Below are 17875 nucleotides of genomic sequence, written 5' to 3'. Positions count from 1 at the left end.
TCAAGCATCGCCAAACGATGGGCGTCCCAGCTATCGTAACATCGCGGTCGGACATTGCATCAGGTGAGTTCCCAGCATGCGCCGAACGTGGACAGAGCGGTTCCTGCGTGTCCTCATTCGCTTCGCCAATGCCACTTACCGGGTGGCGTTTGGCCGCGCGAAAGCTAACGTTCAGGATTGCGAGTTCCTTACTGGATCAGTCATTCAGTTGATAGACGGTGATTGATTCAATCATCATTTCACCTGGGTTGGCATGCTCGTCGTACGTCGCGAATGGATCAAATCGAATCTTCTTTACTGGTTCGTCGCTGCGAACAGTGAATAGATAATTATTGGACTTCTCCGTGGCAGTCAGGGAGCGTTTGGACTGCATGGTACCATTGAAACCACGCCCTGGATTCGCCCAGAAGAACTGACTTGTTGCGCCCGCGGTGGGCATCGCACGTAAGGAGATGGCCAGATTACCCGACAATGCCATTGGCAGCGTCGTTGCCATCTGCGAGTCATTGCCCGTTGCAACCAAAAATGCTTTAACATCCCGCTGGACAACGTCCACACTTTTTCGGTCGATCCACTTCGCAGCATCGGTTGGGTTCGTGAAATCCCAGCTCACCAACTGAGTCGCACCCGCGAGGTCGATGCCGTCCGGGTTGATCGACATGTCTTTGGGTTTCGACGTTTTCAGTGACGTCGCAGCGTGTGAGACACCACTGGTGGCAACAAACTGATATTTGCCAGATGCTACCGCCAATACGGCATTGCCATCTTCATGGCGAAGCAATTGCACATGTGAGTGTTCCGCGAGAGGTTTACCGCTCTCGGTGATGCTGTGAGTGTCGTCGGTCGGTAGAAAGACCGTTGCCGATGTGTTCGCAGGAATGGTTACGTTCAGCACGAACTTGCCATCATCAATCTTCCAGTCACTACAGATCGTCCCGCGAATCGAGTCATAGGACGCGCGCACCCAGTCAATCGGCTCGTGCATGGCATTGCTGCCAGGAGCAGGCGGATGTGGATGAATGACGATCTTCTCGTAACCGGGACCAGCGGATTGAATTCCAGCAAGGGTTTGAAACATCCATTCGCACACGGCGCCAAATGCATAGTGAGAAAAAGAATTCATGGCCGCGTTGTGCCGACCGAACGCGTCCTCTTTAGTGTAACTGTCCCACCGTTCCCAGATCGTGGTTGCACCATTTGAAATCTCGTAGCCCCATGATGGAAACTCGCGTGACTGTAGCAAGAAGGTCGCTAAATCGTGCTGGCCGGACGCTGACAGCACCGGTAACAGCGGCCGTGTGCCAAGAAAACCGGTTGCCATGTGGTTCCCATTTTCAGCAATCATTTTTGCCAAGTGCAGCGCGGTTTTCTCACGCTTTGACTCCGGGACCAGGTCCCCAAACAACGCGAGTGCTTGGGCCGTTTGCGTGTTAATATTCACGCTTCCATCGTCCCGTAGATACTTCGCCTGGAAGGCGGCTTTCGTTTTTTCTAACTGCGCGTGATACGCTTCAGCCTCCGACTGACGTCCGATCGCATCGGCCATCTCGGCCATCATCCGAGCCGATATCGCGTAATAAACGGTGTCGATGAATTCAAGGGGGGTTTCGGCACCTTGAGACAACCAATCTCCCCATGCATTGCCGTGCGCGATGCCGAGGTTGTTGACGGCGGTTTCGTCACGCCAGTTCATGAACCGCACCATGGGTTCCCAACAATCTTCGATCACTCGAGTGTCACCATAGGCTTGCCAGATTGTCCATGGGCAAATCACGCCCGCGTCTGCCCATGCCGAACCGAAGTCCCAGCCATGTTGAAAGGGGAACGGTGCGTACCCAGGAAACGCGCCGCTAGGCCGCTGAGATTCCATTAACTCGCGTAACCATTTGGTATAGAACGCTCCGATGTCGGTGTTGTATGCAGCGGTTGCGACGTATGCTTGTGCGTCACCGGTCCATCCCATTCGCTCGTCTCGCTGAGGGCAGTCCGTGGGCAGGTCGAGAAAGTTGGCCCGCTGTGTCCAGACAATGTTTTTAAACAGTTGATTCACCATCGGATCACTGCACGCAAACTCGCTGGTCATGGGCGTGTCGCTGTGCAGGACCAAGCCAGTCACCGAGTCCGATGTCGGAGTACCGGGAAAGTTCTCAACTTCGACAAATTGGAATCCATGGAACGTGAATCGGGGTTCATATACCTCGCCGGCGGGATCGCCCTTGCAAATGTAGAAATCCGTTGCACGAGCTTTGCGGAGGTTTTCCGTCATCAATCGGCCGTCGGGATGCAGCATCTCGCCATATCGAATCGTGACTTTGTGTCCTGCAGGGCCTTTGACTTTCAAGCGAATCGTGCCGGCAAAGTTTTGGGCAAGGTTAAAGGTGTAGGTTTCGCCATCCCGTTTTGTAATTGACTTACTTGGCAGTTCCTCGGTGACTCGTACCGGGACGCCTGGGAATGCCTCCAGTCTCGGTCGTTTGAATCCCAGATCTCGCTCGGCACCCTGGATCCTGGGGCCGCCCCCCTTGATCTCAGGATTGCGTCCTTCGTAGAACATGGCGGTGGGATGACCATTCTCGCTGGCTAGAATGGCGGTGTCCCAAGTGCTGTCGTCAAAGTTGGCCGTTGACCAGCCAGGCATTTCTCGTCGCGCGTCGTAATATTCACCCATTAGCAAGTCGGCTTCCTGAATCGGACCTTCGCCGGTGACTTTCCACGACGTGTCCGTGCCGATCGTTTCTCGGGATCCGTCGGTATATTCGATCTCCAGCTGCGCCATCACCGACGGAGTTTTACCATAGGTGTAGCGGCCGTTTTTTTCTGTTCCCATTCCGGTCAGCAAGCCAAAGCCGACGTATCCGCTATACCAGCCGTCAGCGACCCATGCGCCGATGGCGTTATCGCCTTGCTCCACCATGTCCGTCACGTCATACGTGTTGTAGTAGGCACGCTGGCGGTAGTCTGTCCATCCCGGAGCAAACCAGGCATCGCCTACCCGCTCGCCATTGAGATGCAGTTCGTAGATTCCCAACGCAGTCGCATACACGGTCGCGCGTTTGACTTCTCTCAATGCCGCGAAACTCTTTCGATACTGTCGCGCAGCAGGCAGGAACAAGCTCTTGGTGTCGGTGTGGATCGCATCATCGTCTGCGAAAGAGATGTATTCTGCTTGCCACTGATTGTCGTCGAGTAGCCCCATCGACCACGATGAGGGCTCGCTCCATCGAGCCGTCCCATGGGCATCGAACGACTGGACTTTCCAGTGACAGCGCTGACGTGACGTTAACGGAGCTCCTTCGTAGGGGACAAACAAAGTCTGGTTAGATTCGACTTTACCAGAGTCCCACAGGTCGCCCTCATCGGCCGCTAGTTTTTCAGCAGAGGACGCGACGATAATTCGGTACGCACTCTGAGTTTGCCCCCGATCCTCAGACTCCACCTGCCAGCTCAAACGCGGCTTGGTGATATCGATTCCAATCGGGTTGTCGAGATACTCGCATCTCAGATGAGTGGGCGTGAGCTCTGCGGCATCGACGCCCACCACCAAAACGCAGGTTAATAGAACGAAACAGATGGATTTAGTAGCTAATTTTTGGAAGGTCATCGCTGTGGGGATCATTAAACGCATGATGGGGCGAGGTAGAGAAAGACGCATGCCGGAGATTTAGATCTCAACTTCGGCAGCGTCTTTGGGGAGATCACGGCTCATCCACATCGGAGTTGCCATGAACCAGCCGATCGTACCCGCCAACGCTGCCGCTTTGACGGCGTCCAAGCTGATCGAGCCGGTAAAATACAGCAGACATGGAACGATCACCGCACCGAGGGCGATCACAGAAATCATTTTGGCAATCGCGTTCATTGGATCGCTCCTCGATTATCGGCAACGGAGTTCTGAGTGAATTTGCTAAGCACGAGATAGATCAGCCCGCATGCAATCCAGCAAGGAATGACTGCGTAGGCGGCAAACAAACCGCGTGCGAAAATGAGATACAGGCCGACGCCGACCGGAAGTAGCCATGCCAACATCACCGCGATGTTGACTCGCGTACCGCTGTGGACGGCATATTCGTCTTGTAGTCCAAACTTTTTCATGAGGTAGTAATCAACGAATATGATCGCTCCCATGGGACCAAGAACCGTCCCGTAGGTTCCCACGAAGTCGAGCAGTTTGGCGGAGAGATTGGGAAATGCGCCTGCGATCGTTGCGACCATACCGGCGACGAGTGTCATGATGATTCGGGAGCTCTTTGGTACAATTCCTTGGAACGCTAGTCCCGCTCGATAGATGGTTGGATTCGCTGTCGTCCAGCCGGCGATCACGACGCAGATAATGCCTGTCCAGCCAAGCGATTGAAACGCCAGCAACCCCGGATTGGCGGCAACCTTTCCATCTGTCCCCAGTGCGAGTTCAGGTGTCAGTTTGATCAAGGCTGCTAGGAGCAACGCTGCGCAAATCCAAGCCATGTAGTGACCCAAGAACATCCCAATCGCCGGTGCCCATCCCGAGGATTTACTGCGGGCGAAGCGGAAGATGGACAAATCAGCCATGCCGAAATGCATCGCTCCATTGCAAAGCCAGCCGAAAACCACAATCTGCCAAAACCCGAAAGTCTGGGTGCCATTCTTCTCCTGGACGAAGGCGATCGCGTCGGTCCAGAACTTGCCCTCCGAGAACGCTGTGAGGCTCGTGGCTTCCATTTGAGCAAGTGAAACAATGCCACATGCAGCGAACACGGCGATCATCCACGGGGCTGCGATATTCGCGACCCGTGCCACACGTTGGTATCCACCCGCGGCAATCACGGCGATCACGGCACCGACGATCGCCACCAATAGGGTGAACGACGGGTTGCTGAATCCAAACATCGAGTCGGGGACGTCAAACGTGATTCCAAAGGGAACCCCCACGGCGGATGCCGAAACGGTCACCATCGCACCAGCGAGAAAACAGAACAGCAAACCATTGACCAAGTTGTAAAACTTGACCAGCGAACCGCCGGCAATTCGCTCAAGCTGATAGTACAGCGTCATCCGTTTTGCCATCGCGATCGGCGTCACCAGGAATCGCCAGGTCAGCACAGCGAGAAAATTACCTAACAACAAGCCGAGAAGTAGGTCCTGAAGACTTGCACCCGCGGCCAAGAACAACGGCCCGATCATGAACTCGGTACCCGCCGCGTGTTCGCCCGCATACATGCCCCAGAACTTTCCTGAGCCCAGCAACGCCGACTCGGGAACCGGTTCGCGTTCAAACTCTCCGCCTGAGTTCGAATGATTTTCACTCATTAATCTGTTGTCCCATTTTTACATACTTGCGTTGTTTGAACGTTGTCGGCGTGGGCTACGTCAGGTCTTGAGCTACACATTTGCGGCTCCTAACTCGACTTCACGCAATGATTGGACGTTCGCTTCGTATTGGCGAGTCTTCTCCAACCAATCAATCCCTACAGGGACACCGGCCGTCTGGCAGTAGTGATTCCAGATCGCACCGAGCGGCATCATCTTCTGCTCTTCAATCAGTGCCAAACGAGCAGTGTAGTCGCCTTCACGTTCGAGTTGTTGGAGCATCTCGGTGGGCTCCAGCAAAGCTGCCAAGAGTGCCTTGAGTGCGTTTCGTGTTCCGATTGCCCACGCCGCCACCCGGTTGATACTCGCGTCAAAGAAGTCGAGACCGATATGCACGCGGTCTAAATATTCACCGCGTACAATCTCTTGCATGATTGTTTGCAGTTCATCGGTATAGGTCACGACGTGGTCACTATCCCAACGCACTCCGCGGCTGACATGCAGAAGTAGCTGCGGTACATACATGAGCACTGATGAGATTTTATCCGAAATCATTTCAGAAGGGTGAAAGTGACCGGCGTCCAGACAAAGCATTTTATTCCGCGAAATCGCATAGCCCATATAGAATTCGTGCGACCCGACCACATAGCTTTCGCTACCAATTCCAAACAGTTTGCACTCCACCGTATCGAGCGTTTGGTTGGCTGAGAAGTTCTCAGTGAAGATTTCGTCGAGGGAAGCGGCCAGTCGCTCACGAGGTTCCTTGCGGTTAGCCGGAGTATCCTTCAGACCATCGGGAACCCAAAAATTATTAATACAAGCGTTGGCCTGTGCTTTCCCCATCGCCGCAGCAATTTTGCGGCAGGCGGTTCCGTGATCAATCCAGAATTGGCGGATGCCGGAGTCGGCATGAGCCAGCGTGAATCCATCACTGGCCTTCTCATGTGAAAAGAAGCTCGGATTGAAGTCTAGGTTGACGTCCTGGCTGCGAGCCCAGTCGATCCAGCCTTGAAAGTGCTCAATGTCGATCGCGTCGCGGTCAACGAACCCGTCGAATTCTCCATATAGAGCATGCAGGTTCAATCGGTGTTTGCCCGGGATTAGCGAATAGGCAACTTCCAGGTCATTGCGAAGTTCGTCTGGGTTTCTCGCCCGTCCCGGGTAGTTTCCGGTCACGGCGAGCCCGTTCCCCAATGCGCCCTCGTTGCCTTCAAAGCCGACAACGTCATCTCCTTGCCAACAGTGGACCGAAATCGCAATGCGACTCAATCTATTCAACGCGTTCTGCACGTTCACACCGAGAGATTCATATTGCTCGACGGCAAGTTCATACGCCTTGTGAATGTTTGCTGCGTCCGTCATCCAGATTTTATCCCGTGCTATGAGAGCGAGTTCAGGGTGTGTGAGCAGTGAGCCACTCGATGCACAAGATAAGCCATCGGTGAATCCGAAACCTTGACGATTGTGCCATGAACTAGCATAATAGTGCCGTCCGCAGAAGGCTGTCCAGGCAGGCTTTGATGGAGCGGTAAGTGACTTCTCGGGTATCTGGTGGTGCCGAAACCTTCCTTGTCAGCGACGGCTTTCCATGCAGGTGCTAAAGAAACAGGACTGGTTTCATGAGGATGGTTTCCCCGTCGTCGTGGAGCGGCGAGATCCTCAAGAGCCCTTTGGACTTCATGCTCATGAGTTCTCCGAAATTGTGATCATCACGGGCGGCAGAGGGGAACACATCACGGGCGAGGATTCTTACAAATTGGTGACGGGGGATACCTTCATTATCGGGCCGGCACGCCCACACGACTATCTGAACATGGATCAATTGCGGTTGATCAATGTTCTGTTCGACGCAGCTGATCTGCCAATGACGCTCGGTGATCTGCAGTCCCTTTCCGGTTACCACGCGCTGTTCACGCTCGAGCCCGCTTGGCGGAAGCGACATGGTTTCAGCAGTCGTTTGCAGTTGTCTCCGCCCGAATTGGTACGTGCAATCAGTTTGGTCGATCAGCTTGATGAGGAACTGCTGCACCGTGGACCGGGCTTTGAGGTGATGGCAACGACGACCCTGTTGCAGTTGGTGACGTTTCTCTCACGTTGCTATAGCCAATCCCGCAACCCACAGAGCAAATCGCTGCTGAGAATCGCAGAAGCAATCTCACTTCTTGAGCGTCACTACGCGGACCCGATCACGCTCGATGAATTAGTTGAAATATCCGGGATGTCTCGTCGGAACTTTCTAAGAGCGTTCGAGTCAACGATGGGCTGCCCACCCATTGCCTACTTGATTCGCCTGCGGATCCGACAAGCATGTAAATTGCTTGCTCAAAGCGAGAAGAATATCACCGAGATCGCGATGGCTGTTGGCTTCACGGACAGCAACTATTTCAGCCGGCAATTCAGAACGTTGATGAATTTGTCGCCACGAGAGTATCGCAATAATCAGCCGGCGAGACAGGGTCTGCGCAACTGGACTGCATGATCCACCAAGCGACTCACGTTGCGTTTGTACACTCTAACCCTAGTTTTCAGTCTTCTTTCGTGGCACCCAAGTTTTAGGGGCATTGAGCATCAGTGGTTCGTGGAAAACCGTCAGCTCGTCGCCCTGATCCTCCATCCACCGGTTCAGCTCAGAGGTCAGGTCCTGTTGGATGGACGTCAGTTCCGAGCCACCGGCGAGGTTGTTCAACTCGTGGAGGTCTTCATCGAGATCGAACAGCTCGTATTGCGGTCGTGCGATAGGTCATTGATCAGATGCACAACAATGTCAGGTAATCACTCGGCATGCGCGGTGGGGGCCGCAAGCACGCGCGAGATGCCTCGCATACCGGCGAACCAAATCATCGTCATTGTTTGGCGTTCTTGGTCGGGCATACTTGAGGCGGACGGCGTTGGGCTGCAAGCCCTCACTTGACTTCGAGTTGCACCGAACCGGTTATATTATCCCGAACAATCCAGCGCCCGTTCTGATAGGTTGCGGCTAGCTTCTTTCCATCAGCGTACACGCCCGACGTCGCATCCGTGCCCGGGAGATCCAGGCTAGCGGCCATGTCATGAGGCAGGTCTAACGAGATTTTGAAGGTGGCATCTTGTTTCCAATCGATGTGGATCGGCCCACGCGGAGTAGGCACCTTGCCATTGGCATGCTTCAGCCCGCCGGGGCACGGCCGGATTGTCGCTGTCGCCCAACCTGGTGAAGAGGGTTGGGCTCCCAGTATGAACCGCGGGAACAGGTTTGCCGGCGCAGCACCCCAGGCGTGATTCCAATCCTGATTCGGTTTGTATTTCAGGTCCCAGGCTTCCCAGCTGATCGATGTTCCGCTGTTGACCATGTGTTTCCAACTGCGATCGCCATCGGCCGTGATCAGTTCGATAGCCTGTTTGTCGCTACCGTAGTGAAACAATGCTTCCATGAAATACTGCGCCGCGTATGGACTGCAAGCCATGTCCTTTTTGCCCAGCCAGTTCAATACGCCATCAATCTTGTTGTCTGGAACCAGGCCGAACGCAAGCGGAAAGAAATTTGCATGAATGCTGCTGTGATCGGTGCCCACTCCGTCACGATAGATCCCGGCAGACTCATCAAACAGGGATGCTTGAAACGATTCTTTGGCGAGTTGGACGCGAGATTCGAACGCCTCCGCGTCGGCGTTCTTTCCGATCGCACGAGCCATCGCGGCCATCTGCTCGAGTGCCTTGATGTGAAATGCATTGACCACGGTATTGATATCCGTGAACACGAACTGATCGCGTTCCTTTTGAGGCCAGTCAACAATATCGGTCCGCTGTTGATCGGTATCGGAACTTCGTACTAGCCCGTCTTCTCCGCTACGGTGCATCAGCGTCTTGGCTTTGAGCGATTCGTACCGCTGCTCGAGCCACTGGCGGTCTCCTGAGTACATCCACTCCGCGTACGCCATGAACACCATGTGGGGTGCCCACTCGGTCGGCCAGGTGCCGTTCTCCATCAACCAATCGAACGACCTCGCGGCCATTTTGACGTCGTCGTCGGTGGTGTAGTGGCTGAGTTGATTCAGGTATGCATCGGCTTCGTAGGGAATGCGTTCTCGATCTCCGTCGACGTAAACGCCTGCGAAAGTCGTGGCTTGAATGCTGTATTTGCACAGATCCCAAATTCGATTGAGCGTTTCATCGGAGCATGCGAATGAGCTCGCATCTTCATTCCAATCGGATGCGAACGCGGCTCGGCGGACGATATACTCTGGTTTGAACTCGCCCGGCCAACCTTCGATTTCCACCCAACGAAAAGGCATGACCGGCAGCCAAGATTTTGGCGTCAACACGGCTGGAGGATGAGCTCGCGTTGCCCCCGCCTGCTCGGTGTTTCGCACGTCGACCGGCGCCGGCACGATCCAGGTGCCGATCTCGCCGCTGCCCGTTCTAAAGTCGCTCGCTCCGTATCGAACCGTGCCGGGCGGATTCCGATCAACGCGGCCATCCTTTAACTTTTCGCCGAAGTGAACCCGGCCGTTGCCACCGCGACCTTGCGGCACCCGCATGGTGATATTTCCGAACGCGACCTTGCCGAAATCGACGAGCGTTGTGTTGTCATTGATCTTCTTGACCGTGACGGGAGCTTGTTCGGTGAGCGTCACCGACTCTTCGGCCGGTATCACTGGGAGCTCTTTAATGAACAGGTTCCGGAAACGATAGACTTGGCCATCTTCGCCGTGGTGTTGGATGCCAATGTAGCCCGACGCATCGGTGGTATCGCGGAACGCAACCGTGGGAACCCCGTTCAATTCAATCGTGATGCGGTCTTCGATACAGGTGATCACGAACTGGTTCCAGCCGTTTCGATGCAGTGCATTGGCGATCATGGGACTGGCAAACGCCGCCTTCGACTCTGCTTCGTGCTCCAAAAACTGGTCCGTCGAACGCCCCTTGGTACTTGGCCATATCCATCTGCGTCGCGATTCATCGAAGAGTCCGCCCGACCATCGCCGATCCGACCCGTCGCACTCCGCTTGGTAGCCAAAGACTTTTTTCTCTGCCTCGTCATCGACGTGACAGCGAAACATCAAGCCGGAATTGGCGGGGCCCGCGGGCAGATGAATCTCCACACTCACGCGAAAGTCTGAATATTTCTGCTTCGTTACTAGAAAAAACTTGTCATCGCCGAGCAGATGAATCTCCCCATCGACCACCTTCGCTTCGCCGTGAGGATAAGGGTTACGCCAGCCGCTCAGGTCTTTACCGTTAAACAGAGGAGCGTACCCACGACTGAGCATGGCTTCGAAAGTCACAGTTCCATCGAGATCCTCGGCAGGCTTCGTGATCGATGGAGCGAGCGGGTCCTGACCCGTGCTCATCCTCGCGCAGCAGAGGGCGGTGATCAGGATGAAAAGAAGTCGGCTGGTCATGATGTTTCGATGGTACAAGAGTAGGGAGGGCATCCAAGCGGCGTATTCCCCTGCGGAGACGCATTCGAGCAATTAGAAAGCGGTGCGTCAGGACTGCTGGAGAGGTGGTGCTCCCGCTTGCTTCCGCGGCGTGAATTAGTGAATCGGCCGAACCGCCGCCGCATGCACTCGATGGCTTGCGGCGAGCGACGCCGTCATCGGCTCACCGCCAGTGGCCGCCTGGGGGCAGCGAACGTCTCAATGGTGATCCTTGGCTCGCTAGTGAGGACCAGTGTCCTGAATTTACACGCCGTTGGCGATACCGGCAACGTGACATCACCCCTTGTTTTGCGACTTCCCGAGTCATCTATCAAATACGGCGACGCGGTACTGCGACGGTGACATGTTCTCTGTCGCATTGAATGTCACCCGCATGCGTTCTTCACTGGGAAAGCCCGAGATGTATGCAACCTCCTTCACCCCCAGGTCCGTTTCCCGTAGCAGTCGCTTGGCGCGGCTTAATCGGCAGGCGATCATTTCCTCTAAAATCGAGTGCCCCAACTCTGCACTGAAGCGTCGTTCGAGCACACGGCGGCTCACTGCTAAGCGATCCGCAAAAGCCTTCACGGAGAAGGCGCGATCGCTGTGCGTCCAAATCAGGTTCAATGTGTCGGCCACCAGTGGGTCAGATATTTCCTTTTCGCGGACGGTCCGATTGCCGCCGGGGATCTGACCTGGGTCCGCCATCGCTTCGATCACGCTTCCAACCAACGCCATGGCTTGCATCGAGAGTAGTACGGAATTCTGATTGGGCGACGCTTTGACCCGCTGGATCAGACGACCAAAGCTTTTGACGAGTCCTTTGTATCCCTTGACCTGACCGACAGCCCGCTCCGGATGCATCAGGTCGAGCTCTTGCAGGCGGTGCGTCATGACGCCATTGAAGGAGATCCAGTGTTCATGCCAACCGGTGTCAGTCGATGGCTGATAGCGGTGCCAGACGCCTGGGAAGAGCAGGAATGCGTGACCGGCGGTGATTGAAATCTTCTCTGTGTACTCCGATTCGAAGACACCCTCACCGCCAGAGATCAAAACCACCTGGAATTCTGGCAGCACCCGCCCCCGCGCCCAGGTGAGTTGGTAGAGTCCAGGATGCCCTTCCGGAGGATACTCGGCGCCGGGCGGCACGACCTCGTGGCCCACGCCCGTCAAATAGAGACCCCATGAAATCGCTGCGTCATTGACCGGTAAATAGTGGTAGTAGCCTTCTTGTCCTTGGTTCTTCAAGCGTTTTGCCTCCACGCAGTCATCGTCAGTTCGGTTGGTTATTCTAGACGACGCGACCCGCTCAGCGTGATGGTGCAGTAAAGCGAATGTGAGGGCGTTGCCACTGGTTTCCAATTCCTGTTCGAGGCGAGCAGGTAAACTGTGGAAAAGGTAACACGGTGGAGGACGTAAGCTTGGTGCTTCCTCGGATTCAATTCCCAGCCCAATCGCATCACTATCTAGAGGGTCGAACGCACATGGACACAGAATCTCGTTGGGGTCGCAGGTTGAGGGCAGAAAATTCGAAGCCGGTTCGATCCGGAGTTTTCCCGCTGCTGTTATTGAGCACGTGGATTCTTTCGGGCCTCGTGAGCGCGAGTACGAATGCTGCGGAGCGGCCACCCAACGTCGTACTGATTTTTGCTGATGATCTCGGTTACGGCGACCTGGGGTGCTACGGGGCGACAAAGGTACAAACTCCCAACATCGATCGCCTTGCGGCCGAAGGACGGCGGTTTACCGATGCGCATTCGGCATCGGCGGTCTGCACACCGTCTCGATATGGTCTGCTGACGGGAGAGTACCCTGTACGCCAGAATATCTGGGGGCCCGCACCGGTCACTTCGCCGTTGCTGGTTGACACTAACAAGTTGACCATCGCCGACTTGTTTAAAAACTGTGGCTACCACACCGCGGCTGTGGGGAAGTGGCATCTTGGATTTGGTACGAAAGCAAACACCTGGAAGCAGCCGTTGCGGCCGGGGCCACAGGATCTTGGATTCGATTACTTTTACGGCGTGCCGGTTGTGAATAGCAGTCCGCCGTATGTGTTCGTGGAAAATGACCGTGTTGTGGGCCGGGTCCCCGACGATCCGCTGGTTTATCTGGGACGAAAGCCAGGGGACAAGGCCAGCCCAATCACACCGCTAACCGAAGAACACGGCAATCGAGTTCCTAACTTTTTTGGCGGTGCGACTGAAGCGCATCAACTTTACAACGACTTCAGGCTGGGGACGACGCTGGCCGAACGAGCGACGAGCTGGATCCGTGAGCAGTCGGACCAGCCGTTTTTTCTCTACCTGGCCACGACGAATATCCATCACCCGTTCACACCGGCTCCGCGTTTCCAAGGAACCAGTCAGTGTGGCCTGTACGGTGACTTTGTTCACGAACTCGATTGGATTGTTGGCGAGGTCATGACGACGCTCGAGGAGCAAGGGGTAGCTGACAATACCTTAGTAATTTTCACCAGTGATAACGGTGGCATGTTCAATCACGGTGGGCAGAAGGCATTCCAGATGGGGCATCGGATCAATGGTGATCTGCTGGGATTCAAGTTTGGTGTCTGGGAAGGCGGGCACCGGGTTCCGTTCATCGCCTGGTGGCCCGGCCGCATCGATCCAGGGACCACTTCAACGCAGCTGATCAGTGGTGTCGATATGTTGGCCACCTTTGCCGCCCTCACCCAGCAACCCCTCGACCCCGACCAGCTTGCTGATAGTGTGAACGTTCTACCCGCCATGATCAGTGAACCTGAGTCGCCCTTGCGAGACACCCTGGTGCTCTGCCCTCACAAGCCCACTCATCTAGCGGTTCGCAAGGGGAAGTGGGTGTATATCGACGCTCGTGGCTCGGGAGGTTTCTCTGGCCGGCCTGGTGTTCATGCCGCGGGCGGACCGGTCTGTGCGTCATTTGTTGGAAGCCTGAACAGCGATTTTGAGAATGGTACGTACAAGGCGGATGCGCCGTACGCTCAGCTGTATGATTTGGATACTGATCCCAGCCAGACGCAGAACCTTCACAACGAATATCCCGAGGTGGTCAAAGAAATGAGCCAACTGCTGGCCAGCTACACGCCGCCCCGACCGTCGGGCAATAAAAAAGTGAAGCCGCCAGCACCACGCGATGCTGCACTGAAAATACCAGCAATTCCCAGCACGCGGGGCGCGTCCTTCGATTTCGAGTCGGGCGAGCTGAGACCGTGGAAGGTGGTGCAAGGAGAATTCGGACACCCAATTGGTAGCCGCGATCATTTCTTTCGAAATAAAGGAGAGTACAACAAGCAAGGTGAGTATTACCTGACGACGCTCGAAGGTAGCCCTGACGCCACCACAGGAACGGACTCGCAAACCGGAGTGATTGTGTCGCCGCTGTTCATTCCCGCTGGCGGTGCGATGACATTCCGTGTCGGCGGAGGCCGCGGTCAGGACACCTATGTGGCATTATGCCTGGCAGACGGCACCGAGCTGCAAAGGTCAAGTGGGATCAACGACCAAGTGATGCAAAGGGGCCACTGGGATCTCGCACCTCACGTAGGCAAGAAACTTTTTCTGAAGGTTGTCGATCAATCGACCGGTGGCTGGGGGCACATCACCGTTGATCACTTCCAGTTTGATGGGGAGGTGCTGGCAGAGTTTGCGGACATGACGCCGCACCCAGCACATGACTTGCAGGATGATCGGGAACCAAATCGCCGGCCGAACTTTGTGGTTATCTTTACCGATGACCAGGGTTACGGTGATCTGAGTTGTTTTGGCGGCGGACACGTCAGCACACCTCGGATTGATCAAATGGCGGCTGAGGGGTCTCGGCTGACTAGCTTCTATGTGGCCGCCCCAGTTTGCACGCCATCGCGGGCAGCGCTGATGACGGGGTGCTATCCCAAACGGATCGACATGGCGATGGGGTCCGACTTCGGAGTCCTTCTCGCTGGGGACCGGAAAGGTTTGAACCCAGCTGAAATTACGATCGCCGAAGTCTTAAGGACGGCAGGATACCATACCGGGATGTTCGGCAAATGGCACCTCGGCGATCAGCCAGAGTTTCTACCGACGAAACAGGGGTTTGATGAATTCTTTGGTCTGCCCTTCAGCCATGACATCCACCCGTTTCACCCGAGACAAAGTCACTATCATTTCCCGCCATTGCCGCTGCTCGATGGTGAGACCGTCATCGAATTAGACCCCGACGCCGATTTCTTGACGAAGCGGATCACAGAGCGGGCGGTTGCGTTCATCGAAAAACAGCAGGATCACCCTTTTTTTCTGTATATTCCCCATCCGATTCCCCACGCTCCGTTACACGTTTCGCCGCCGTTTCTAACAGACGTCGCTGGCGATGTTGTGGCAAAATTGTCGGAAGAAGACGGCAATGTTGACTATCAGACGCGGCACAAACTTTTCCGCCAGGCAATCGCAGAAATCGACTGGTCCGTCGGGAGAATCCTCGACACGCTGAAAGCCAATGGCCTCGATGAAAACACGCTGGTGCTGTTCACCTCCGACAACGGTCCGCCCAAGAATACGATCTTCGCCAGTCCAGGCCCATTGCGTGGCCATAAAGGCACTACGCTCGAAGGCGGCATGCGAGAGCCCACGGTCGTCCGCTGGCCGGGGAAGATTCCGGCGGGTAAAGCCAATGACCAGCTCATGACGACCATGGACTTACTCCCCACCTTCGCCAAGCTGGCCGACGTAGCGATCCCGACAGATCGGGTAATCGACGGCAAAGACATTTGGCCCACGCTCATCGGCGAGGCGCCAACGCCCCACGACGCCTTCTTTTACCACAGTGGTAATCAGCTGCAGGCGGTGAGATCCGGGAGGTGGAAGCTGCATGTCAGAAATGGAAAGCCCACGCAGCTATATGACCTCGAGAGCGACATCGGCGAGCGCAACAATGTCATCGATTCGCATCCGGAGGTCGTACAGCAGCTCGAACAGCATTTGCAACGCTTCGCCAACGACATCGCCGCAAACAGTCGGCCCGCCGCGTTCGTGGAGAACCCCGTACCGCTGAGTGAATGAAGAGCGAGAAGCGTCCCCGCACGCTAAAGATCGATCAGCTCAGTGACAGGAAACCTCCCACGATGACGGAGGCTCGCTGGAACGCCCAACTTGCCACGTGATTCCACCACCTCAATCGATTTCGCGGTGGCCCCGCCAATGACGCTGCGGGTCCTGGCTCGGCTTCACTCACGCGTTTCGCCGCCGTGTCGCCGGGCCCCGCATTGCGACGCGTCAGCGTGTGACCCTTGGGTGCTGATAGTTCCCTCGCCAACGCCGTCACCTCGCGAGCATTTCACGCGTTCTCGCAAGTCGCGACATGCTCGGGATTTGCTGGCTCCGCGACCGAGCATTCAACTGCCGAACTATCGCCACTCGCGTCCGCTTGCACCAAGTCTCTCGCGGCAGCGTCAGCGGCATCGAGGTTCGCCGGAATCGTTTGATGACTCGACGTCATCCGGGCCAGCGGGCTGATTGCCTTCACGTCCTCGCGGTTGAGCGAGTGCGAGTAAATCCGCGTCGTCTTGATGTCCGCGTGACCGAGCAACTCCTGGATCGTGCAAATGTCGGTTCCCTCACGCAGCAGACGCGTGGCAAAGCTGTGCCGAAACACATGCGAACTGACATGCTTGTGAATCTCCGCCTTCTTGACCGCCGCGCGCAAGTTTGCTGGGAACGTATCCTTGTGCAAGTGATGACGTCGCAGCCCCCGTTCACGCATGAACGCCTTCACATTCGACACGTACGCTCGTTCAGCCTCGGGCGCGTCCTAACGCCCCCGTATCGCACGACGCAGGTTCTGAATCACATCCGGCTCCCTTGGATCGATAAAGCCGATAACGTCTTCGATCTCGTCAACCGTGACCTCGCCTGATTCTCTCAGTCGCTCTTCTTTAACCCTCTCAGTACGAGCGAGACTTTTGAGTTGCGTTTGAGTGAACCTCAGGTCATCGAACGGTGCCGCCTGAACGTAGCGACGATAACAGATCAGCGACTGAATGATCTTCAGACGCTTCCAAGCAGGCGTCTTGCGCCGCACGTGGTCGCGGAGAAACTCAATCACATCGCCTGGTGTGAACTCCCCCGACACGGCAACGCGGAACTCGCCGAGTCGATCGTACAGAGCAGATTCCGTCCCAACTACCCGCAGCCTCCCAGTGACGACCACCGCCCTCTTCCACGACCATTTTTGATGCGAGCTAGGGGCGTTCCAAGGACTGGGGGCGTCCTCTCCGCCGTACTGCATCGCCGCAGCACGACCGAGCTGATTCTTCGCATGTCCGCAGAGTAAGTAAAGTCTTACGCCCGAAATGGGTACAGGATTTTGCTTGACCCAAGAATCCAGACCCCCCATACTCAGCAGACGCCAACCGGCGATAATATTCCCTCGAACCGGCGATAACACTCCCCGTGTCACCGAGGGAACCGAAGGTCCAACCGGCGATAATCGTCCCACGAGCTCCTTATCGCCGGGTGACGTCCCCGCCAACCGGCGATAATTACCTCGTTCGTCAGCAATAGAGCATGGCATCAGCACCCAAACAGATCGATCTGACTGGATTGCGCCGTGTGCACGAACTTGCTGCGGCAAGATTTCCGCACGACTACCTCGACGTTGGACTTGGTGCGATTGGGCTCTTCTTGAATGATCCACCCAAGAATGCCGGCTACAGATGTACTCCCACCAATTCGTTGACGATCGCTGGCCTCGGCGTCGATGGCATACACGTCGGTTGCGTGACCGATTCTCACGTAGTAGACCCAATGGCACCTATTGTTCTCACAATACCAATGGCGTTCGAGTCGCCAAACTTCATTGTTGGGGAAACGCTGCACGATTTTTTATGCCTAGGTTGTCGCAATGGATACGCGAACCTCGCAAATCTGCACCTGCTCTTTGACGACACGATGGCCTACTATCAGGGAATCGACGATGATGACTTTGATGATCGCGCTCCCAAAATCCTAGACATGCTCGCGACAGAACTTTCACTTGAACCGTGGGCAGATGTACGACAGCACTTTGACGAATTACAATCACGGTTCATGCCGGTGCTGCGAATGCCAGCCATTCCGTAGCCCCGAAATGCTGACGAACAACGCGATGCACACGAAGCCGCCGATCGCGCGGTTTGCCAATGGAGAGTGTTTCTCCGGCGGCTCGGTGATCGCCAGCGT

General features: G+C 55.7%; 12 protein-coding genes. 3 read left to right on the top strand and 9 right to left on the bottom strand.

What is annotated here, in order from left to right; all coding sequences use genetic code 11:
- Window positions 1-196: 196 nt before the first annotated feature.
- The 4 genes from Poly21_RS06685 to Poly21_RS06670 form a co-directional block, all read right to left on the bottom strand.
- On the bottom strand, window positions 197-3625 hold the full coding sequence (locus Poly21_RS06685) for a glycoside hydrolase family 78 protein (protein WP_302117894.1): 3429 nt from the start codon (window positions 3623-3625) through the stop codon (window positions 197-199).
- A 36-nt stretch (window positions 3626-3661) separates the two neighbouring features.
- Complete coding sequence (locus tag Poly21_RS06680) at window positions 3662-3859, bottom strand: hypothetical protein (protein WP_146406114.1); 198 nt, start codon at window positions 3857-3859, stop codon at window positions 3662-3664.
- Window positions 3856-5286 carry a purine-cytosine permease family protein gene (locus Poly21_RS06675; protein ID WP_146406113.1) on the bottom strand — a complete coding sequence of 477 codons (1431 nt, stop codon included), beginning with the start codon at window positions 5284-5286 and terminating at the stop codon, window positions 3856-3858. The genes Poly21_RS06680 and Poly21_RS06675 overlap by 4 nt, the downstream gene beginning before the upstream one ends.
- Window positions 5287-5358: 72 nt before the next feature.
- Window positions 5359-6648: an L-rhamnose isomerase gene (locus Poly21_RS06670; RefSeq protein WP_146406112.1), complete on the bottom strand. Its 1290-nt coding sequence runs from the start codon at window positions 6646-6648 to the stop codon at window positions 5359-5361.
- Window positions 6649-6874: 226 nt separating this feature from the next.
- Between Poly21_RS06670 and Poly21_RS06665 the strand changes: the two genes are divergently transcribed.
- Window positions 6875-7765: a helix-turn-helix domain-containing protein gene (locus tag Poly21_RS06665; RefSeq protein ID WP_146406111.1), complete on the top strand. Its 891-nt coding sequence runs from the start codon at window positions 6875-6877 to the stop codon at window positions 7763-7765.
- 39 nt (window positions 7766-7804) lie between these two features.
- On the opposite strand, the gene Poly21_RS27180 is transcribed toward Poly21_RS06665, so the two are convergent.
- The 3 genes from Poly21_RS27180 to Poly21_RS06655 form a co-directional block, all read right to left on the bottom strand.
- Window positions 7805-7972 carry a hypothetical protein gene (locus tag Poly21_RS27180; protein WP_302117890.1) on the bottom strand — a complete coding sequence of 56 codons (168 nt, stop codon included), beginning with the start codon at window positions 7970-7972 and terminating at the stop codon, window positions 7805-7807.
- A gap of 217 nt (window positions 7973-8189) precedes the next feature.
- Entirely contained in the window at window positions 8190-10667 is a 2478-nt protein-coding gene (locus tag Poly21_RS06660; RefSeq protein ID WP_302117889.1) for a family 78 glycoside hydrolase catalytic domain, read from the bottom strand.
- 342 nt (window positions 10668-11009) lie between these two features.
- A complete protein-coding gene (locus tag Poly21_RS06655) occupies window positions 11010-11933 on the bottom strand; it encodes a helix-turn-helix domain-containing protein (protein ID WP_146406110.1) in 924 nt (307 codons plus the stop codon).
- Window positions 11934-12169: 236 nt separating this feature from the next.
- On the opposite strand from Poly21_RS06655, the gene Poly21_RS27175 reads away from it, so the two are divergent.
- Window positions 12170-15718, top strand: a complete 3549-nt coding sequence (locus Poly21_RS27175) for a sulfatase-like hydrolase/transferase (RefSeq protein WP_436967476.1) — start codon at window positions 12170-12172, stop codon at window positions 15716-15718.
- Between the two features lie 274 nt (window positions 15719-15992).
- Here the strand turns inward: Poly21_RS27175 and Poly21_RS06640 are convergent, their stop codons facing one another.
- Both Poly21_RS06640 and Poly21_RS06635 read right to left on the bottom strand, forming a co-directional pair.
- The gene (locus Poly21_RS06640; protein ID WP_302117886.1) at window positions 15993-16439 is read right to left on the bottom strand and encodes a tyrosine-type recombinase/integrase; all 447 of its coding nucleotides are present in this window, start codon (window positions 16437-16439) and stop codon (window positions 15993-15995) included.
- A gap of 27 nt (window positions 16440-16466) precedes the next feature.
- Complete coding sequence (locus Poly21_RS06635; RefSeq protein ID WP_146406109.1) at window positions 16467-17228, bottom strand: hypothetical protein; 762 nt, start codon at window positions 17226-17228, stop codon at window positions 16467-16469.
- Between Poly21_RS06635 and Poly21_RS06630 the strand changes: the two genes are divergently transcribed.
- A complete protein-coding gene (locus Poly21_RS06630) occupies window positions 17222-17776 on the top strand; it encodes a hypothetical protein (protein ID WP_146406108.1) in 555 nt (184 codons plus the stop codon). The genes Poly21_RS06635 and Poly21_RS06630 overlap by 7 nt on opposite strands.
- Window positions 17777-17875: the final 99 nt, after the last annotated feature.

The organism is Allorhodopirellula heiligendammensis, assembly GCF_007860105.1.
GTDB lineage: Bacteria > Planctomycetota > Planctomycetia > Pirellulales > Pirellulaceae > Rhodopirellula > Rhodopirellula heiligendammensis.
Note: the sequence above shows the minus strand (reverse complement) of the source record. Positions and strands in the feature narration are given on the sequence as shown.